At 43.9% G+C, this 18,592-nt stretch carries 18 protein-coding genes; 16 read left to right on the top strand and 2 right to left on the bottom strand.

Annotation, left to right across the window (positions count from 1 at the left end):
• Position 1: 1 nt before the first annotated feature.
• The 4 genes from hisS (at position 2) to der (ending at position 4,760) form a co-directional block, all read left to right on the top strand.
• Positions 2-1,297: a histidine--tRNA ligase gene (gene hisS / locus FTV12_RS06575; protein ID WP_179992373.1), complete on the top strand. Its 1,296-nt coding sequence runs from the start codon at positions 2-4 to the stop codon at positions 1,295-1,297.
• 30 nt (positions 1,298-1,327) lie between these two features.
• Positions 1,328-2,026: a tetratricopeptide repeat protein gene (locus FTV12_RS06570; RefSeq protein WP_005232125.1), complete on the top strand. Its 699-nt coding sequence runs from the start codon at positions 1,328-1,330 to the stop codon at positions 2,024-2,026.
• Positions 2,023-3,171 (top strand): outer membrane protein assembly factor BamB, encoded by a 1,149-nt coding sequence (gene bamB, locus FTV12_RS06565; RefSeq protein ID WP_180033787.1) that lies wholly within the window; start codon positions 2,023-2,025, stop codon positions 3,169-3,171. Before FTV12_RS06570 ends, bamB begins: the two co-directional genes overlap by 4 nt.
• A gap of 176 nt (positions 3,172-3,347) precedes the next feature.
• Entirely contained in the window at positions 3,348-4,760 is a 1,413-nt protein-coding gene (der, locus tag FTV12_RS06560; protein ID WP_004782108.1) for a ribosome biogenesis GTPase Der, read from the top strand.
• 55 nt (positions 4,761-4,815) lie between these two features.
• On the opposite strand, the gene FTV12_RS06555 is transcribed toward der, so the two are convergent.
• The gene (locus FTV12_RS06555) at positions 4,816-5,385 is read right to left on the bottom strand and encodes a hypothetical protein (protein ID WP_159124108.1); all 570 of its coding nucleotides are present in this window, start codon (positions 5,383-5,385) and stop codon (positions 4,816-4,818) included.
• Between the two features lie 262 nt (positions 5,386-5,647).
• On the opposite strand from FTV12_RS06555, the gene FTV12_RS06550 reads away from it, so the two are divergent.
• Positions 5,648-6,268, top strand: a complete 621-nt coding sequence (locus tag FTV12_RS06550; RefSeq protein ID WP_180033797.1) for a 4'-phosphopantetheinyl transferase superfamily protein — start codon at positions 5,648-5,650, stop codon at positions 6,266-6,268.
• 25 nt (positions 6,269-6,293) lie between these two features.
• On the opposite strand, the gene FTV12_RS06545 is transcribed toward FTV12_RS06550, so the two are convergent.
• The gene (locus FTV12_RS06545) at positions 6,294-7,064 is read right to left on the bottom strand and encodes an SDR family oxidoreductase (protein ID WP_180033786.1); all 771 of its coding nucleotides are present in this window, start codon (positions 7,062-7,064) and stop codon (positions 6,294-6,296) included.
• Between the two features lie 89 nt (positions 7,065-7,153).
• Here FTV12_RS06545 and mazG point away from each other — a divergent pair, with 89 nt between their 5' ends.
• The 11 genes from mazG to glnE all read left to right on the top strand — a co-directional run bounded on the left by mazG (position 7,154) and on the right by glnE (position 18,591).
• A complete protein-coding gene (gene mazG / locus FTV12_RS06540; RefSeq protein WP_179992369.1) occupies positions 7,154-7,966 on the top strand; it encodes a nucleoside triphosphate pyrophosphohydrolase in 813 nt (270 codons plus the stop codon).
• Entirely contained in the window at positions 7,926-8,354 is a 429-nt protein-coding gene (locus FTV12_RS06535) for a ComEA family DNA-binding protein (RefSeq protein ID WP_159124105.1), read from the top strand. Before mazG ends, FTV12_RS06535 begins: the two co-directional genes overlap by 41 nt.
• 136 nt (positions 8,355-8,490) lie before the next feature.
• A complete protein-coding gene (gene pcnB / locus FTV12_RS06530; RefSeq protein WP_180033785.1) occupies positions 8,491-9,966 on the top strand; it encodes a polynucleotide adenylyltransferase PcnB in 1,476 nt (491 codons plus the stop codon).
• A complete protein-coding gene (folK, locus tag FTV12_RS06525; RefSeq protein ID WP_159124103.1) occupies positions 9,963-10,448 on the top strand; it encodes a 2-amino-4-hydroxy-6-hydroxymethyldihydropteridine diphosphokinase in 486 nt (161 codons plus the stop codon). The genes pcnB and folK overlap by 4 nt, the downstream gene beginning before the upstream one ends.
• A 52-nt stretch (positions 10,449-10,500) precedes the next feature.
• Positions 10,501-11,310, top strand: a complete 810-nt coding sequence (gene panB, locus FTV12_RS06520) for a 3-methyl-2-oxobutanoate hydroxymethyltransferase (RefSeq protein ID WP_004782128.1) — start codon at positions 10,501-10,503, stop codon at positions 11,308-11,310.
• Between the two features lies 1 nt (position 11,311).
• Positions 11,312-12,160, top strand: a complete 849-nt coding sequence (gene panC / locus FTV12_RS06515) for a pantoate--beta-alanine ligase (protein WP_005232104.1) — start codon at positions 11,312-11,314, stop codon at positions 12,158-12,160.
• An 18-nt stretch (positions 12,161-12,178) separates the two neighbouring features.
• A complete protein-coding gene (gene rapZ, locus FTV12_RS06510; RefSeq protein ID WP_004782131.1) occupies positions 12,179-13,030 on the top strand; it encodes an RNase adapter RapZ in 852 nt (283 codons plus the stop codon).
• Positions 13,027-13,296: an HPr family phosphocarrier protein gene (locus FTV12_RS06505; protein ID WP_034169914.1), complete on the top strand. Its 270-nt coding sequence runs from the start codon at positions 13,027-13,029 to the stop codon at positions 13,294-13,296. The genes rapZ and FTV12_RS06505 overlap by 4 nt, the downstream gene beginning before the upstream one ends.
• Positions 13,297-13,298: 2 nt before the next feature.
• On the top strand, positions 13,299-13,832 hold the full coding sequence (yjgA, locus tag FTV12_RS06500; RefSeq protein WP_005232100.1) for a ribosome biogenesis factor YjgA: 534 nt from the start codon (positions 13,299-13,301) through the stop codon (positions 13,830-13,832).
• Between the two features lie 653 nt (positions 13,833-14,485).
• Positions 14,486-15,754, top strand: coding sequence for a sensor histidine kinase KdpD (locus FTV12_RS06495; protein ID WP_180033784.1), 1,269 nt, complete (start codon positions 14,486-14,488; stop codon positions 15,752-15,754).
• Positions 15,755-15,840: 86 nt separating this feature from the next.
• Entirely contained in the window at positions 15,841-18,591 is a 2,751-nt protein-coding gene (glnE, locus tag FTV12_RS06490; RefSeq protein WP_180033783.1) for a bifunctional [glutamate--ammonia ligase]-adenylyl-L-tyrosine phosphorylase/[glutamate--ammonia-ligase] adenylyltransferase, read from the top strand.
• Position 18,592 lies beyond the last annotated feature (1 nt).

The raw sequence follows: 18,592 nt of genomic DNA, 5'->3' as shown, positions 1-18,592 counted from the left end.
CATGAGTTCAATCGTCGCAATCAAAGGTTTTAATGACATTCTCCCAACGCAAACCCCAGCTTGGAGACGTCTTGAACAGCATCTGTCAGGTCTGATGGATGCCTATGGCTATCAACAGATCCGTTTGCCGATAGTTGAACAGACTAATCTGTTTAAACGTTCGATTGGTGATGCCACAGATATCGTTGAAAAAGAAATGTACACCTTTCTGGACAAAGGTAATCCGCCTGAGTCTCTGACTTTACGTCCTGAAGGAACAGCGGGCTGTGTACGTGCGATGCTGGAACATAACCTGCTTCGTGGTGCAACACCTAAAGTGTGGTATATCGGACCGATGTTCCGTTATGAAAAACCGCAAAAAGGCCGTTATCGTCAGTTCCACCAGTTTGGCGTGGAAACATTTGGTGTGGCAACGCCTGATCAAGATGCAGAACTGATCCTGATGACAGCACGTCTATGGAAACGTATGGGCGTGGCTGACAAGGTGCAACTCGAACTAAATACTTTGGGCGAGTCTGATGAACGTGCGGCGTATCGTGCGGCACTGGTAGAGTTCCTGCAAGCGCATAAAGCGGATCTGGATGAAGATTCTCAGCGCCGTCTGACGACTAATCCACTGCGTATTCTGGATTCGAAAGATGCCAAAACTCAAAGTATCCTAGAAAATGCGCCAAAACTTCATGACTTTATGGGTGAAGAAACACTGGCACACTTTAACCAGTTGCAACAGTATTTGTCAGATGCCGGTATCAGCTTTGTCATCAATCAGAAACTGGTACGTGGTCTGGACTACTACAACAAAACCGTATTTGAATGGACTACGACTCATTTAGGTTCACAAGGTACTGTGTGTGCCGGTGGTCGTTATGATGGCTTGGTCGGTCAATTGAAAGGCAAAGCGGATCAATCTGTACCTGCAGTTGGTTTCGCGATGGGGATGGAGCGTTTATTGCTTCTACTGGAACAGGTTGAAGATAATACGCCAGTACGTGATTGCGAAGTATTCCTGGTTGCCGATCCTGCTTCTCAAGGTAAAGCACTGGTATTGGCCGAACAGATTCGTGATCAATTGGAAGCTGCAGGCAGTAATATTCGTCTGAAAGTCGGCTCACAAGGTTCAATGAAGTCGCAAATGAAAAAAGCCGATCAAGCCGGTGCTTTATATGCGGCCATTATCGGTGAGCGTGAACTTGAAGCACAAAGCTTTACGGTGAAAGAGCTGGCGACTGCAGAGCAATCTACTGTGCCATTTGCAGACTTTGTCGCATTTTTCAGTACTAAAATTTCTTCAAAATAATCGATAAAACATTAGGAAAAAGGTAATCGCATGAGCGCAATGACTGATGATGAACAACTTGAAAGTTTGAAATCCTTCACGAAGAAGTATGGTTCTTCGATCATTATCGGGATTCTGGTTGCGCTGATTGCCTTTTTCGGATGGGAATATTGGCAGAAGAAAAACCTGGCGGAATCGCAAATGCAGACTGCCAAGGTTCAGCAACTGATGGATGAAGCACAGGCTGCAGATGGTGATGCTTTTGCCAAGCTATCTGAAACTGCAGACAAGATTGTCAAAGAAGCGCCAGATTCAGCTCAAGCGATTCAAACCCAGTTGGTCATGGCGAAACTGGCTTATGACAAGCAGGATTACGCTGCTGCTGAGAAAGCATTACAAAAAGTTGAAAACTCTAAAGTTGATGATAAAGGCCTGGTTCAGGTCGTTAAATTGCGTCTGGCTTATGCACAATTAGCACAGAAAAAATATGATGCAGCCCTGAAAACTTTGGATGCAGTGACTGAACCTGCATTTAAAGCAACCGCCGATGAAGCACGTGGCGATATCTATGTTGCCAAAAATGATATTGAAAATGCCAAAAAAGTATATCAAAGTGCATGGGATGCTTTGATTGAACGTAAAGAAGAACGTCAAATTTTACAAATTAAGCTCGAAAGCGTAGGCGTGTTGGTCGATGACCCGGAAATCGAACGCCCAATTATAGAAACACAAGTGGAAGAAGCTGAATGAACAGAACATATAAAATCACCTGTGCTTTAACTGTTTTAACTCTTGCACTCGCTGGCTGTGCGGGTAAGACCAATAAAGTACCAGAAGTAAAACCGAATCCACTTCCAAAAATCAGTCAGACTAAAACACTTGTTCCTGTATTTTCGACCAGTGTTTCTTCAACAGAGAAGGCTGATCCGCTACGTTTACGTCTGGATGCGGATAACGGAGTCGTATTTGCGATCGACCCTAAGGGTGAAGTCACTGCTTTTAATGGCAAGCAGCGCCTGTGGCAGAAAAAAGTCAGCAAAGATACTTTAAGCTCTGGCGTTGAAGCCGCTGATGGGATTGTCGTGGTTGGCAGTAACAAAGGCCAATTGATCGCGCTAGATCAGCAGACTGGCGAACAACGCTGGACTGCACAATTGACTGGTGCCATTTTGGCGCCTTCACTGATTCATGCGGGCCGCGTAATTACTGTCACTAATGACGGTACTGTATATGCCCACGAAGTGGCCTCAGGCGCTCAGGTCTGGACCTATGATTTACCGAATGTCCAGTTTAGCCTGCGTGGCATGGCGGCTCCGGTGCCTTTAGATGTGCGTAATGTATTGATTGCGACTTCAAATGCTTATATTTATGCAATCGATGCCCTAAGTGGTGTGCCTAAATTACAGCGCCGTGTTGCGATCTCGGATGGCCGTTCGGACATTCAGCGTTTGATTGATATTGACGGTGATCCTGTCGTAGCAGGTCAGTTTATTGTGACCACCAGCTATCAAGGTCAGGTGACTGTATTTGATCTGGCTTCACAACAGGTGATCTGGAGTGAAGATGCCAGCAGTATCCAGCGGCCGGAAGTGGTGGGCAATGGCGTCTTCGTTGCCCAAACTGATGGTAAAATCAGCGCGTATGAAATTACTACTGGCCAGCCTTTATGGGAAAATGATCAGTTGTTGAATCGTCAGCTGAGCAATCCGGTAATGCTGGGAACTGAGCTTGTCGTAGGTGATCTAGACGGAGTATTGCACCTGCTGGATCCATCAACAGGGCAGATTATTGGCCGTGCTAAAACTTCTGGTGAAGTGCGTCATTTACGTGTAATTGACAACCAGCTCTATGTTTCGACTCGCAAGGGTGCATTAAGCATCTGGCAGAATCGTTAATTTTTGTTTGGCTTATGCTAAAATAAGCCAACCGTATTTTTTACGCGGGGTGATTGAATGTTCAGTGCCCCGTGTTTTTATTTATTTTAGGCTTTAATCCTATTCCCTTTTTCTTCCAAAACTTTCTGATGTTCAGGCCATTTTTAGACAGCCTGATATTGAATAAAGGTTAATCTATGAAACCCGTAATTGCGCTCATTGGTCGTCCGAACGTCGGAAAATCAACTCTGTTTAACCAGATAACCAAGAGCCGTGACGCATTGGTGGCAGACTTTGCTGGTCTGACACGCGACCGTAAATATGGTGATGCGATCTATCAAAACAAATCTTTCATTGTCGTGGATACTGGTGGTATCGGTGAAAATGAAGGCGGTATTGACTCCTACATGGCTGAGCAGTCTAAAACTGCGATCCATGAAGCCGACATGATCATTTTTGTGGTCGATGCACGTGCCGGACTACTGGCATCTGATGAACAGATCGCTCGTGAACTGCGTACTTTGGGCAAGAAAGTTTTCCTTGTAGCTAACAAAGTTGATGGCGTACATGCTGAAGCTGCTCTGGTCGAGTTTTATAAACTCGGTATGGGCGAGCCTATGCAAGTGGCTGCTAGCCACGGCCGTGGCGTACAGCAAATGCTGGAAGAAGTACTTGAAGATGTGCCTGAAGATGAAAGTCCAGAAGAACATGACAAGAATACTGGTCTACGTCTTGCAATTATTGGTCGTCCAAACGTAGGTAAATCGACACTAGTAAACCGTCTATTGGGTGAAGAGCGTGTTGTAGCGTTTGACCAGCCAGGAACGACGCGTGACTCAATCTATATTCCTTTTGAGCGTGATGGTCGTCAATACACCCTGATTGATACCGCTGGGGTACGCCGTAAAGGTAAGGTTGATGAAATGATTGAGAAATTCTCAATTGTGAAAACCTTACAGGCGATGAAAGATGCGCACGTAGTTGTGATCGTGGTGGATGCCCGTGAAGGCATTGTAGAGCAGGACTTGCACCTGATCGGTTATGCACTGGAAGCTGGCCGTGCCATGGTGATTGCGATCAATAAATGGGACAACATGTCCGAATATGATCGTAAACAATGTAAGCTCGATGTGGAACGTCGTTTTGACTTTATTCCTTGGGCGAAAATCCACCTGATTTCTGCGTTACATGGTACAGGGGTCGGTGAGATGTATCCGTCGATTCACCGTGCTTATGATTCTTCACATCTGAAAGTATCACCAGCGAAGCTGACTCAGATCCTGAATGATGCCACTGAAGCGCACCAACCGCCTACTGTACAAGGTCGTCGCATTAAGATGCGTTATGCGCATATGGGCGGACAGAATCCACCGACTATCGTGGTTCATGGTAATAAGGTAGATAAGACACCTGCGGACTATCGCCGTTACTTGGAAAACGTATTCCGTAAAGTTTACAAACTTGAAGGTACACCAGTAAAAATTGAATTTAAAACCTCAGAAAACCCGTTTGAAGGTCGCAAGTCACAACTGGACGAGCGGACTGCTGCGCGTCGCCGTCGTTATGTACAGAAATTTAAGAAAGCCGAGAAAAAATTTAAACGTGGTTAATTGCCATAGTTAAATAAAAAAGCCTGCGAAAGCAGGCTTTTTTTTTATTCATATTTTAGATTGAGCATTTTTTTGCTTTTTGATAAATACGGATATTTTCAAGATTAGCTAAAGCTACGTCAGCATCGGCTTGAGAAGCGGCAATATTATTTTGATTATTATTGCCAGTAAAAGCATTGGTAATTTCAGTTGCGCGCGCAACTGTTTGTGATTGACCTGCAAAAGCAGATAGCGCACCACTTGCAATACCTGCTAATTTAGAAACAGGATTATTGGCTTGAGCATTCGCCTGGTTGAGTGCATTTTGACTTGCTTCTAAGGTGCGTTCAAAACTGCGCGCTTCTACTGCCAAATCCGTACAATCTAAACCTTTTAAATATGTTGTTGAGTAGACACCGTTATTTTGATTTGAAGCATTATTATAATTAGAAGCATAGGCACGGTCTGCACGTGCAACAGCAGCATTCGCCTGTGCACGGCTGCGCTCCATATTTGCTTCAGCCTGATCCATGATGGCGCCGTTTCTAGCTCCCATAACTGCAGTAGCAGCTTCTAGCCAGGAGCCAGCTTGTGTTGAAAATGATAGTGCAGCAATTGTCGTACTGAATATGATTCGCTTAAACATATGACCCTCTGTTTTTCTATGTATAAAATTGTAGCTGGATTGTAACTATTTTTTATTCGATTAAAAATAGCTTGAAAGCTCAATTATTTATTTTGATTTACAGTATATTTTATTGTTTTAATTAAGTTTTATTAAAATATATTTTAAGATATTACCTATAGTTTGTCAGAGAGGCAATCAGGTTGATTTATACTGAAGGCCTTAAAAGTAACATTTTTTATAAGGGCGACTATTTTTGAAGTTTATTATTCATATTGATTGGATCGCGCTGGCACCACGACTTAGACATTTACAAGACTTAGATCGGAAAACCTATATTCAGCAGCGTAAACAATTAATTTATAACTATCGTAATCAGTTGCTAGCTGCACATTTAGGTTGTGTTATTGACCAGCAGGACTTTACTACAACCGAATACGGCAAGCCTTATTTTCCAGCCCATCCAGACTTTGGTTTTAATCATACCCATAGCCAAAACTTCTATGCATTAGCAACAAGCAAACATATTCAGAATTTGGGGATCGATATCGAAGAACTTAATCGAAATGTACGTTTTGAAGCCCTAGCCCAACACGCTTTTCATCCTGAAGAGCTGAAACAGTGGCAGGCATTAGATTACGATCCTGAATACTGGTTTAAAGTCTGGACCACCAAGGAGGCGGTCCTAAAAGCGTCAGGACTTGGAATCCGGATAAACCTGAATGAGCTGAATACCCAGATTCATCCACATCAGGATGGAGGACGTTGTGAACATCCAGAAATTGGAATTTATGCCTATCAAAACTATATCTTAGCGGGTTGTATGCTCACTGTGGCCTGGCAAAGCGAGCATTCCTGTAAAGGCCTAAGATTTCCAACGATTCAGATTCATCAAGCTGTTTAAAAGTAGAGTAAGCCCAAAATATTTCTTATTGTTTGGCAATCATTAAATTACTCAGCCGGTTAACGAACTGTGGACTCATTCGAGATAAGTGAAATAAAAACTTACTCTTGAATCCGACTGGATGATGGGTCACTTGCCAAATTGAATCTTTTAGCTGTGCCAGTTTGAAAATATCCTGCGCTACATCCTCAGCTTTTAGATGCACGCCCATTTTTTTGATACTTTCGGCCTGCATATCTTTCACCATTGCAGTGCTAACAAAAAGCGGCATCACATCAAATACCCGAATGCCATATTTTTGCCATTCGATATCTAGTCCTTCAGTCAAACCACGAACCGCAAATTTGCTGGTTGCATAGGAAGCCAGATCCGCTTGGCCATAAATCGCCGATGCTGAAGACAGGTTAATGACCCGGGCAAAGGAAGCCTGCTTTAAGTAGGGTAAAGCAGCATGACAGCCATTCAGGACGCCTTTAATATTCACGTCAAGGGTGCGATGGTGATTAGTAATATTCGTTTCTTCAAAAGGACCGGAATATAAAATCCCGGCATTATTTACCAGAATATTGATTTCACCGGCCCAAGATGCGAATTCAGATAGAGTAGTTTCCCATGATGCATAATCGGTTACATCCAGAAAGCCAGCTTTGGCATGTTCACCGAGTTGCTGGGCCAATTGTTCTGCCTGTTCAAGATTAATATCATAAATTCCGACTTTATAACCTTGCTGGTAAAATAGCCTGGCTGTCGCGGCACCAATTCCTTGTGCTGCACCACTAATCAATATACTGTGCATGTGCTTGATCTCCTTATTGTCTTTTTTTCTTGAGCATAGCAAGAGACAGGCAAAATAATGCGGCTATTTGGTAAAGAAGAGGTTTTACGGTGGAACAATTACTCCAAGTCATGCGTGAGTTACGTGAAAAATGTCCATGGGATCAGCAACAGACTCCCGAATCTTTAACCAAATATGCGATTGAGGAAGCCTATGAAGTTGAAGCAGCAGTGCGCTCTGGCCAAGCTGATGAGGTGCGGGATGAACTGGGTGATTTGCTGTTACAGGTCGTATTTCAGTCACAAATGTATAGCGAGCAGGGCGCTTTTGATTTTCATGATGTAGTTCAGGCGATTACGGATAAGCTGATTCGTCGTCATCCGCATGTATTTCAGGCTGAACAGTTTGCACAGCTGAGTCCTGAAGATGTCTCGGTACTCTGGAAAGAAATCAAGCAGAAAGAAAAACAGGGTAAGCCACGTTCACGTTTGGATGAGATCAAGCATGCACCTGCACTGCAACAGGCGGATGAGATCCAGAAAAATGTCGCCAAAATCGGCTTTGACTTTCCAGATGTCGCGGGTGCCTATGGCAAGCTGGAAGAAGAACTGGCTGAACTCAAAGAAGCCGTTGCTGGACAAAATTCCGATGAAATACTCGAAGAATTTGGAGACTGCTTATTTTCACTGGTGAATGTTGGTCGTAAACTTGGTGTCTCAAGCGAGATGGCATTATTGGGCACGATCCATAAATTCCGGACTCGCTTTGCCCTGATGGAAGATCGGGCAGAACAACAGCAACTCAATCTGGAAAGCCTGTCATTGGCTGAATTGGATCAGCTCTGGGAACAGGCCAAATTAGAATTAAAACAAAGAGCCGCTCATGAACAAAGTACAACATCGCATAGGTCCAGCATGGATTAATACTGTCCTGCTAGGCATTTGGTTGGCCTATACTTCAATTGGAACAGTACATGCAACTGCAACCGATTATGCAGAATGGAAAGTACGTCAGCAGCAGCATGATGCACGCCTGAAGAAGAAAATTGCTGCTGCTACCCCCGTTTCTGAAAACAATCATTATCTGGCTAAACCTGCATTATCCGCCTCTTCAGCTGCTGATAAAATCAGTCTGAATCAGGCCAGTATTGAGCAGTTACAGCAGTTAAATGGCATCGGGCAGAAGAAAGCGGAAGCGATCATTGAATACCGGCAGAAAAACGGTAAATTTAAAACAATTGAAGATATTCAACAGGTCAAAGGCATCGGGCCGGCCTTATTTGCCAAAAACAAGGATAAACTGGCTTTGTAACCCTGCTGAATTTATTGTAAATAAGCCATCCATCTGAACCATGAGAATGACATAATCAAATTGCCCTTTAGCGGTGTAAGCGATATGATTAGCGTCATCTTAGAATTTTACGTTCAGACGTAGGAGACAGCGTCTTTTGCAAACTTTGCGCGCGTCAAAATGTGGTTTATCAACCGCTCAATTACCTTCTTATATTCTCGATGTGATTGATGCCTTAACCAAGGCAGGCTATGAAGCTTATATCGTAGGTGGTGGTGTCCGGGATCTGATGCTGGGTTTAAATCCCAAAGATTTCGATGCAGTGACCAATGCTACACCAGCTCAGGTTAAAGAAGTGTTCGGACGGCGTTGTCGGATTATCGGACGACGTTTCGAGCTGGCGCATGTCTATTCGGGCCGTGAACTGGTTGAAGTGGCAACTTTCCGTGCGCCTCCTAAAAAAGCGGTGACCTCTGCAGCAGGGATGATCCTGCGCGATAATAACTGGGGCACCATTGAGCAGGATTTTGCTCGTCGAGATTTTTCGATCAATGCCATGTATTACCAGCCACGCAAAGGTATCGTGCTGGATTTTTGCAATGCAGTAGATGATATTAAACACAAAACGCTGCGTTTACTGGGTGATCCGACTCTAAGATTTGAGGAAGATCCGGTCCGGATGCTGCGAACTTTACGTTTTGCAGCCAAACTCAATTTCAGTATTGATAAAGCCATTCTGGATATTTTCACTCCGGAAATGACCCAGCTTCTACGTGATGTGTCTCCACACCGTCTCTATGATGAATCGCAAAAGCTATTCACTATGGGACATCTGAATCGTGTGATGCCAATGCTGATCGATTTTGGCATCTGGCGTCAGCTGTTTGCCGATATCAAGCCAAACATTACTGCATTTATTGAACTGGCAGCAAAAAATACCGATCAGCGTATTTCAATTGGTAAGACCATCAACCCGGCTTTCTTCTATGCGGTATTGTTGTGGCAACCGTTCCTGGAGCGCTGTGATTTTTATCTGTCTAAAGGGGTAGTGCCTGCGGAAGCACGTGCGCAAGCAGGACTGGATGTACTGAAACGTCAGGCTACCCGTACTGTGATTCCACGCTTTGCGGAAACTTTCATTCGTGAAGTCTGGGAAATGCAAACCCGCTTGCTCAATCCAAAACCGCAACAGATTGAAGCATTATCAGGTCATGCACGTTTCCGTGCCGGCTTTGACTTTTTGTTGCTGCGTGAAAAATCAGGCGATGAAACTGCACAAGGTATGGGAAGCTGGTGGGAAGCCTATCAGCAAATGGGCAGCGATGAAAAAGAGCGTGCCATTGCCCAATATAACCGTCAGCGTGCCAAGAGCCGTCGCAAGGCTTCTCAGGAAGAACATCTGGAACAGCGTCTGGCTGCACAAGATGTAGCAACCGAGATTGAGCCTCTGGTGAATGAGCCAGAACCACGTAGCCGTCGTGCACGTAAAGCCAAATTTGAGAATGAGCGTAGCAAACCGGTTTCTCATGTGGCGGCCAGTGCCAGCGGTGACATTGGTGCAGACCATCCAATTACCAAGCGTAAACGGGTGCAGCGTGATTTAAGCCAGGTTATTTTTGGGCCTACACAATGACAGTGACCTATATCGGTTTAGGAAGTAACCTGGGCGATTCACGCCAGATTCTGGCTGAAGCCGTGCAAAAGCTGGCAAGTTTGGGACAGATAAAAACCTCGCATCTATATCAAAGCCCACCTATGGGGCCACAAGATCAGCCGAATTATTTTAATGCTGTCGTACAGTTAATTACGGATCTGGCACCGCTGGATCTGCTGGATCGGTTGCAAGCCTTCGAACAGGAGGCTGGGCGTGTGCGTCTACGTCATTGGGGTGAACGTACCTTGGATCTGGATCTGCTTATTTATGGTGATGAACAGATTCAAAATGAACGGTTAACCGTACCGCATGTGGGCGTGCTGGAACGTGACTTTGTATTGGTGCCATTACTGGATATTGATGCCAACTTGCAGCTGAATGGAAACACATTAAAAGACCTGGACATCGTCAAGCAATCAACCTTAACGGTTTTTGACCGCACGAATTGGGCAAATATTTAATTTTTAATTATTGGCATGTTCGAGAGAACTTCAATAATAGAGGAACATCTTCATGATCAGTCTCAGTGATTTAAGACGATATAAAGCGGAAGGACGCAAATTTTCTTGCCTGACTTGCTATGACGCCAGTATGGCCAAAGCCATGGAAATTGCTGAAGTTGACAGTATTCTGATAGGCGACTCTTTGGGTATGTCGATTCAAGGTCGTGATTCAACCTTGCCTGTGACTGTAGAAGATATGGCTTACCATACCGCAGCGGTACGCCGTGGCAATCAGCATGCACTGATTATGACTGATCTGCCATTTATGAGTTATGCCACTCTGAATGATGCATTACAAAGCTCAAAAACGGTGATGCAGGCCGGTGCACAAATGGTCAAGATGGAAGGTGGTGCCTGGTTGGCGGAAACCGTTCAGGTTCTAACCCGTAACGGGATCCCAGTCTGTGTTCACTTGGGTCTCACACCGCAGTCGGTGCATGTCTTTGGTGGCTATAAGCTACAGGCCCGTACCCGTGAAGCGGCCGATCAACTGATTGCTGACTGTAAGGCAGTGGTTGAAGCCGGTGCAGCAGTGCTGTTGCTGGAATGCGTGCCTGCACAATTGGGTCAGGAAATTACTGAACTTTTCCCACATATTCCAGTGATTGGTATTGGAGCAGGGGCAGCCACTGATGGCCAGGTATTGGTCGTTCAAGACATGCTTGGTCTAACCTTTGGCCATACCGCGAAATTTGTACGTAACTTTATGAAAGAACAGTCTGGTGCGACTGCAATTCTGGATGCATTTAAAGCCTATCATGCGGCTGTTTTAGATGGTTCATTCCCAGCACCTGAACAAACATTCCAAGTCGAGTTGTAACATGAAAACAGAAACAACCATCCAAGGATTATCTGCTTCGCTCAATCCTGCACGTTCTGCGCGTAAAATTATTGGTTTTGTCCCGACCATGGGCAACCTGCATCAGGGGCATCTGAATCTGGTGCGTGAGGCGCGTAAACTGTGTGATGTCGTTGTTGTGAGTATTTTCGTTAATCCGATCCAGTTCGGACCTAATGAGGATTTTGATAATTATCCACGTACTTTAGAGCAGGATCAGCAGTTACTGGCAGATGTGGGTTGTGACATTGTCTTTGCCCCAACTGTAGAGCAGATGTATGGTAACAAGCCACGTCTGACCAATATCAGTGTATCTGGTATCACCAATGATCTATGTGGCTTACAGCGTCCAGGTCATTTTGATGGTGTAGCGGTCGTGGTGACCAAATTATTTAATATTGTTCAGCCTAACTATGCTTTCTTTGGTCAGAAAGATTATCAGCAACTGGCTGTGATTCGTCAGTTTGTTCAAGACCTGAATATTCCACTGGAAGTGATTGGTGTGCCGATTGCTCGTGCTGAAGATGGTCTGGCACTTAGTTCGCGTAATGGCTATCTAAGCGAGCAGGAACGTGCAACAGCACCAGTCATTTTCCAGAGTCTGAAAACTGCTGAGCAGCAGTTACATGCAGGTAAAACTTTGGAGGAAGCACTGGCAGGTATCCGTCAAACTTTGACAGATGCAGGTCTGGTAGTGGACTATGTAGAAGCCCGTACACCGGAATTGCAAAAAATTGATGAGTTTAATCAGGATGTCGTGATTTTAATCGCGGCAAAATTAGGAAAAACTCGTCTGATTGATAATCTGCAGATCAAATACGCAGCTGGATAAGTAAAAGGATCGTAAGGCATGAAGCGCATTTTAATTGTGACAGGACAATCTGGCTCAGGTAAATCTTCTGCATTGCAGGTACTTGAAGACTTGGGTTATTACTGTATTGATAATCTGCCTTTGGCCTTACTTCCTGAAATTGTGGCAAAGCTGGATTGTGAAAATAATCTGGAACAGTTAGCGCTTGGGGTGGATGTTCGTAGTACCCGTGCAGATTTGCAGGAATTCGACCATGTGTTTGAACAGTTGCAACAGCATGGGACGGTGGATGTCATCTATCTGACTACACAGGATCAGGAGCTGATTGCCCGTTTTAGTGCATCACGCCGTCCGCATCCTTTGGCTGCCCGTTTCAAGAGTCTGCATCAATGTATTCAGGAAGAAAAAGTCCTGCTGATGCCAATCCAGCTCCGCTCTACAGTGCATATCGATACCACCGATAAAAGCGTGCATGATCTAAAACACACCTTGCTGTACAAGCTGGGGCAGACCGATAACCTGATTGTGATTCTGCAATCTTTTGGCTATAAGCATGGCATTCCTTTAGATGCTGACTATGTTTTCGACGTCCGTCATTTGCCGAATCCGCATTGGGAACTGGAACTGCGTAAATATTCAGGCCTGGATCAGCCGGTACAGGAATTCCTGGAAAAAAGTGATCAGGTCGAAGACATGTTCCAGGATATTTATCATTTTTTAGACAAATGGCTGCCGACCTTTGCTGAGGGTCATCGTCATTATATGACCATCTCGATTGGTTGTACTGGCGGCCAGCATCGTTCTGTTTATATTGTGGATAGACTAAAAAAAGCGCTTGAGGCAAAATGGTCTATTCAAGTCCTCCACCGAGAAATGAAGCACTGGTCATGATTGATACGACTGTTGACGTAATTAATAAACTAGGTTTACATGCGCGTGCATCAGGTAAACTCATTGAAGTTACCACCAAATTTCGTTCCAGTATCCAGATTGGCAAGTCGGACAAATTAGTTGATGCCAAAAATATTATGTCCTTGCTGATGCTTGGTGCGGGCAAAGGAACAACTTTACGCTTAGTGATTGAAGGTGCAGATGAGGAAAAGGCCTTATCTGAAATTCAGGCACTGTTTGCGGCAAAATTTTATGAGGCAGATTAATCGTGGCACGTCGACCGAGCAGTTTAACTGAAGAAGACTTTGAATCTTTAGAGGGACGCGCAAGTAAAACCGAACAGAAAAAAGCAGTTCAGCGTATGGCTGCTTTAGGCGCACAGTTAGCAGAACTGAGTGCGAAACAAATTAAAAATTTACCCGTTGAAGAACGTCTGATTGAAGCTTTGCTGGATGTCCAGCAAATCAGTTCACATGAAGCACGCCGTCGTCAATTTTCACGTATTGGTAAATTACTTCGTAATGAAAATGAAACCGTGATTCTGTCTTATCTGACTCCGAAACAGGGTTTGAAAAAGACAGCACAATTGCAGCGTTGGGTTGACCGTATCGTGAAAGATGGTGATCCTGCAATTAATGAATTTACCAAAACCTATAATGCGACAGAGCGTCATACCTTACGTCAGCATTATTTACGTGTGCATCGTGATCTAAAAAATCAGGCACCGGAAGAAGAAGTGGCAGCCTCAAAGCAAAAGCTGTTTAACTATGTGCAGCAAGTTGCCCTGATTTCAGATAACTGATTGTAAACTGAATTAAAGAAAAGCGACATTTTGTCGCTTTTTTATTCACTCTAATTAATTTTTATTTTCCATGGAAATTCAAGAATGTTCCTATAAGTCATTGTTAACTGTAAAAAAATGTAAACTTTTAATATTTTTGATTACGTAAAAAATTGGTTTTAGTGCATAAATAAACTATTTAAATCACTCAATATTTTATGATTATTAAGAATATTTAAAAAATAGAAATAAATTTAGGGCAAATTAATATGATTAGCGATTTATTTTTTCAGAAGGTGACAATAAGTATTTTCTATATATTTGAAAATTCAAAAGCTTTTATTTACCTAAAGATCAGAAGAAAAATGAGCTGTTTTTATCTTCCTCAGATTTCAGAACTCAGATGATATTGAAACAATTTGAAATGAATTCAGGAATTTCAAATAATTATATGTAATTTTTTATAAGAGGAATATTTTCTCAAGTAATTCTTAATATTTAAATATCAAGGTATTGAAGCTATCAATGTATCTTTAGAGAAATAAGTTAACAAATCCTTTGGTCGATAAATGAGATTTTAACGTTGATTAAATATAGAATCTTTGTTATTGATTGTATTAATTTAGTCGGTTGTAATTTTTATTCTATATTCCATAACATCCAGAGAGGCAGACATGGAACTAAAACTGCTAGAGATCGGTCAGAATACGGAGCAGTTAAGCTCGTGCCGTATATCTCTCATTTTAGGTGTCTATACCTCTGACAATTTATTAGACACCTTCTGTAAGGTCGCCCGTAAAGTACTCGGCGTTAAGACCTGTATCATCGGATTCCATATGGAACCCTATATCTGGTACAGCTGTCCGCTCGGTTTTCGCGGTTTGCACGTACCACAGAATGTGGACATCCCTAAATATCTACAAGAAATGGATGTGATCGATCAAAATCATCCTGCATATGTAGAACTATCAGATCATGTGAACAGCCTTGGCGTAGTCCATCAGCGGCTCGTAGCATTCAATTTGAAATCAGCCCAAGGACAGTCTTTGGGGCAGGTGGTTTTCTTTGACGATCAGACTGAAGTATTTGATCAGGAAGCTATTATTATCGTCCAGCAATTTGCTGAATCTTTAGTAAAACGAGTTAAACTGAATGAGGAACATACACAGCTGAAAGAGTTATACGAACAGCAATGTGCACAAAACTTCAGTAAAACCAAATTCTTCCAAATTATTGCTCATGACCTGCGTGCACCTTTCCATGGTCTGTTAGGCTTCTCGGAAGTGCTGGCACAGGAACGTGACACTCTGGATGAATCCAGTATCCAGAGTATTTCTGATTATTTATATGATACGGCTCAATCGACGTATAACTTGTTAGAAAGTCTGTTGACCTGGGCGATGGCCGAGGGTGGACGTTTCGTTTATCATCCGATTAACTATGAATTAAAACAGTCTACTAAAATTGTCTGTGATGTACTGAAAAGTCTGGCGTTGAAAAAGAATATTGAGCTGATTGACCAGGTTCCTGAAGATATTAAGGTGCATGCTGATATCAATATGATTACTTCGGTCTTGCAGAACCTGGTATCGAATGCGCTGAAATTTACTCCAGTTGATCAGGGTGGCCAGGTGATTCTGGCTGCTGAAATGGAAGGTGAGCAAGTCAAGATTACTGTTCAGGATACTGGTCTCGGTATGACTGAAGAGCAAATGGAAAATCTGTTTAGACCTAATCTCACAATGAGCTTAAAAGGCACAGACAATGAGAAAGGCGCAGGTCTGGGTTTGGTACTGTGTAAGCGTTTTGTAGACCTGAACCATGGACAGATTGTCGTAGATTCTAAAGAAGGCGCTGGAACCACCTTTACTGTGCATTTACCTAAAGTGACCAATGATCATCAGGCATTGGTACTTGAAGACCTGCATACTGAAAAGTCCTGAAAATCATAAATTTCTATTAAAACCGTTCCCACTCGACGTGAACTCCTGCTATAACTAAATAAAAGTTTTGAGGGAATCACCGAGTGATGGACGCGGTACAATTGCAGAAAACCTTAAGAGCCAGTCAATATGCAGAACAGGTATTGGCCAATCATCAAGATCTATTGAATCAGGATTATGCAATTGATCAGTTTCGGGGATCACTCGACACTGAACAGATTCAAAATTTAATTCAGGCCAATTTATTAAATATCAGTGATGAAACCATGTGGATGCGTAGTTTACGTATTCTGCGTGCTCGCCTGATGTTCCGCTGGATCTGGCGGGATGCTAATCAACTCACCGATGTCATCACGCTGACTCGAGAGCTGTCTGATTTCGCTGATGCCTGTATCTGTGCTGCCAAAGAGTTTGCCCGTATTCCTCTAGTCACCAAATATGGCCAGCCAATTGGCTATAACGGTAAAGTTCAGGATCTCATTATCATTGCAATGGGCAAGTTGGGCGCGCAGGAACTTAACCTTTCCAGTGATATTGACCTGATTTTTGCCTTTGATGAACAGGGTGAAACGGATGGGCGCAAATGCATTGACGTTCAGCAGTTCTGTATTCTGTGGGGGCAAAAGTTAATCTATCTGCTGGATCATATCACTGCTGAAGGTTTTGTATTCCGTGTCGATATGCGTCTGCGACCATGGGGTGATGGTTCTGCTCTGGCCATCAGTCATGCCGCACTAGAAAAATATCTCAGCCAGCATGGCCGCGAATGGGAACGCTATGCCTGGATCAAAGCCCGCATCGTCAATCCGAGCCCAGAAGGTGATGAACTGCTGGACATGACCCGTCCTTTTGTATTCCGTAAATATGTCGATTACAGCGCTTTCGAAGCGATGCGTGAAATGAAAGCAATGATTGAGCGTGAAGTACAGCGCCGCAATATTGAAGACGATATCAAGCTTGGGGCAGGCGGGATTCGTGAAGTTGAATTTATAGTGCAAGTTTTTCAGCTGATTTATGGGGGAGCCAAGCTGGAATTGCAGGATCGGCAATGTCTGGTCAGCCTGAATCATCTGGATGAGGCTGAACTGCTGGATGAACAGGCGGTGACTGACCTCGAAGATGCCTATTTATTCCTTCGTCGGGTAGAGCATGCTATTCAGGCGCTGCATGATCAACAAACCCAATGTTTGCCGACTGAGCCAGATTTACGTCAACGTATTGTGGATACTTTGGGCTTTTCAGACTGGTCCGCCTTTATGGAAGTGCTGGATCAAAAACGCGCTAAAGTGATTTACCAGTTTGAGCACTTGATCAAGGAAAATGGACCAGAGCCTCAAGGCAAAAGTTTTTCTCAGTTGGAACAACAGCTGAATGAAGTCTTGGATGATCATGCAAAAAATCTGGTGCATGAATTCTGGCATGGTCATGCCTTAAAAAAATTGCCAGCTAAAGCCATTCAACGTTTAAAAACGTTTTGGCCTTATCTGATAGAGGCGATTCTAGAATCAGATAAACCGCAAGTTGCACTGGTCCGCCTGATGCCATTGGTTGAATCCGTCATGCGTCGTACCGTTTATCTGGTAATGCTGATTGAAAGTAAAGGTGCTTTACAGCGTTTGGTAAAAATGGCGACTGTCAGCCCCTGGATATGTGAGGAACTTACCCATTATCCGGTGTTGCTGGATGAGTTCCTGTCGATGGATTTTGAATTGCCTAAGCGTCAGGATCTGGAAGATAGCCTGCGTCAGCAATTGCTCAGAATCGAAATTGATCAGGTTGAAGACCAGATGCGGGTGCTACGCCTATTTAAAAAATCCAATGTACTTGCGGTAGCGGCCAGTGATGTGCTGGCGGAAAGCCCTTTAATGAAAGTCTCGGATGCCTTAACAGATATTGCAGAAGTCTCAGTGAATGCTGCGCTACATCTGGCTTATCAGATTGTGGCCAAACGACATGGTTTTCCGCTGGATGCAGAAGGGCAGCGCTGCTCGATAGAACATACGGCTTTTGCCGTCATTGGCTATGGCAAAGTCGGTGGCATTGAGTTGGGCTATGGTTCGGATCTGGATCTGGTCTTCATTCATTATATGGGCGAGCAGGCTGATACGGACGGTCTCAAGCCGATTAGCGGTTTTGAGTTTGCCATGCGTGTGGCACAGAAGTTTATGTCGCTCATGACCACACAAACACTGGATGGACGTGTCTATGAAGTCGATACTCGTCTACGTCCTTCTGGAGAAGCAGGGCTGCTGGTCACTAGCCTGAAAGCATTTGAGCAATATCAGTTGAAAAATGCATGGCTATGGGAGCATCAAGCCTTGGTACGCGCACGTTCCATTGCCGGAGAAGATAGCCTGAGAGAGACATTTGAAGCACTACGCTGTAAAATTCTTACCCAGAAACGCGATATCTGTCATGTACGTAGTGAAGTTCTGAAAATGCGTCAGAAAATGAAAGATCATCTGGGTTCTTCCAAAGAGCAAAAAAAAGATGGGATTTTTCATTTAAAACAAGATGCAGGTGGTATCGTTGATATCGAATTTATGGCACAGTATGCGGTGTTAGCTTGGAGTGGGACGAATAAAGATCTCGCCCATTACTCCGACAATGTAAGAATCCTTGAGGATGCCGCAAAATCAGGTTGCTTATCCAGCGACGATGCGACTGCTCTGATTCAAGCTTATCTCCGTGAACGCGCCGAGAGCCACCGCTTAGCCCTTGCAAATCAATCCATGCAAGTGTCTGCAAGCGACTGGCACGATACCCGAAAGACCGTTTGCAAGTTATGGCAAAGACTGATTGATCCAAGTGCAGTATTTGCACCGGATAGTGAATAAT

Source organism: Acinetobacter sp. YH12233 (assembly GCF_013417725.1).
Lineage (GTDB): Bacteria > Pseudomonadota > Gammaproteobacteria > Pseudomonadales > Moraxellaceae > Acinetobacter.
The sequence above is the reverse complement of the archived record's forward strand: the minus strand, read 5'-3'. Positions and strand labels throughout refer to the sequence as shown.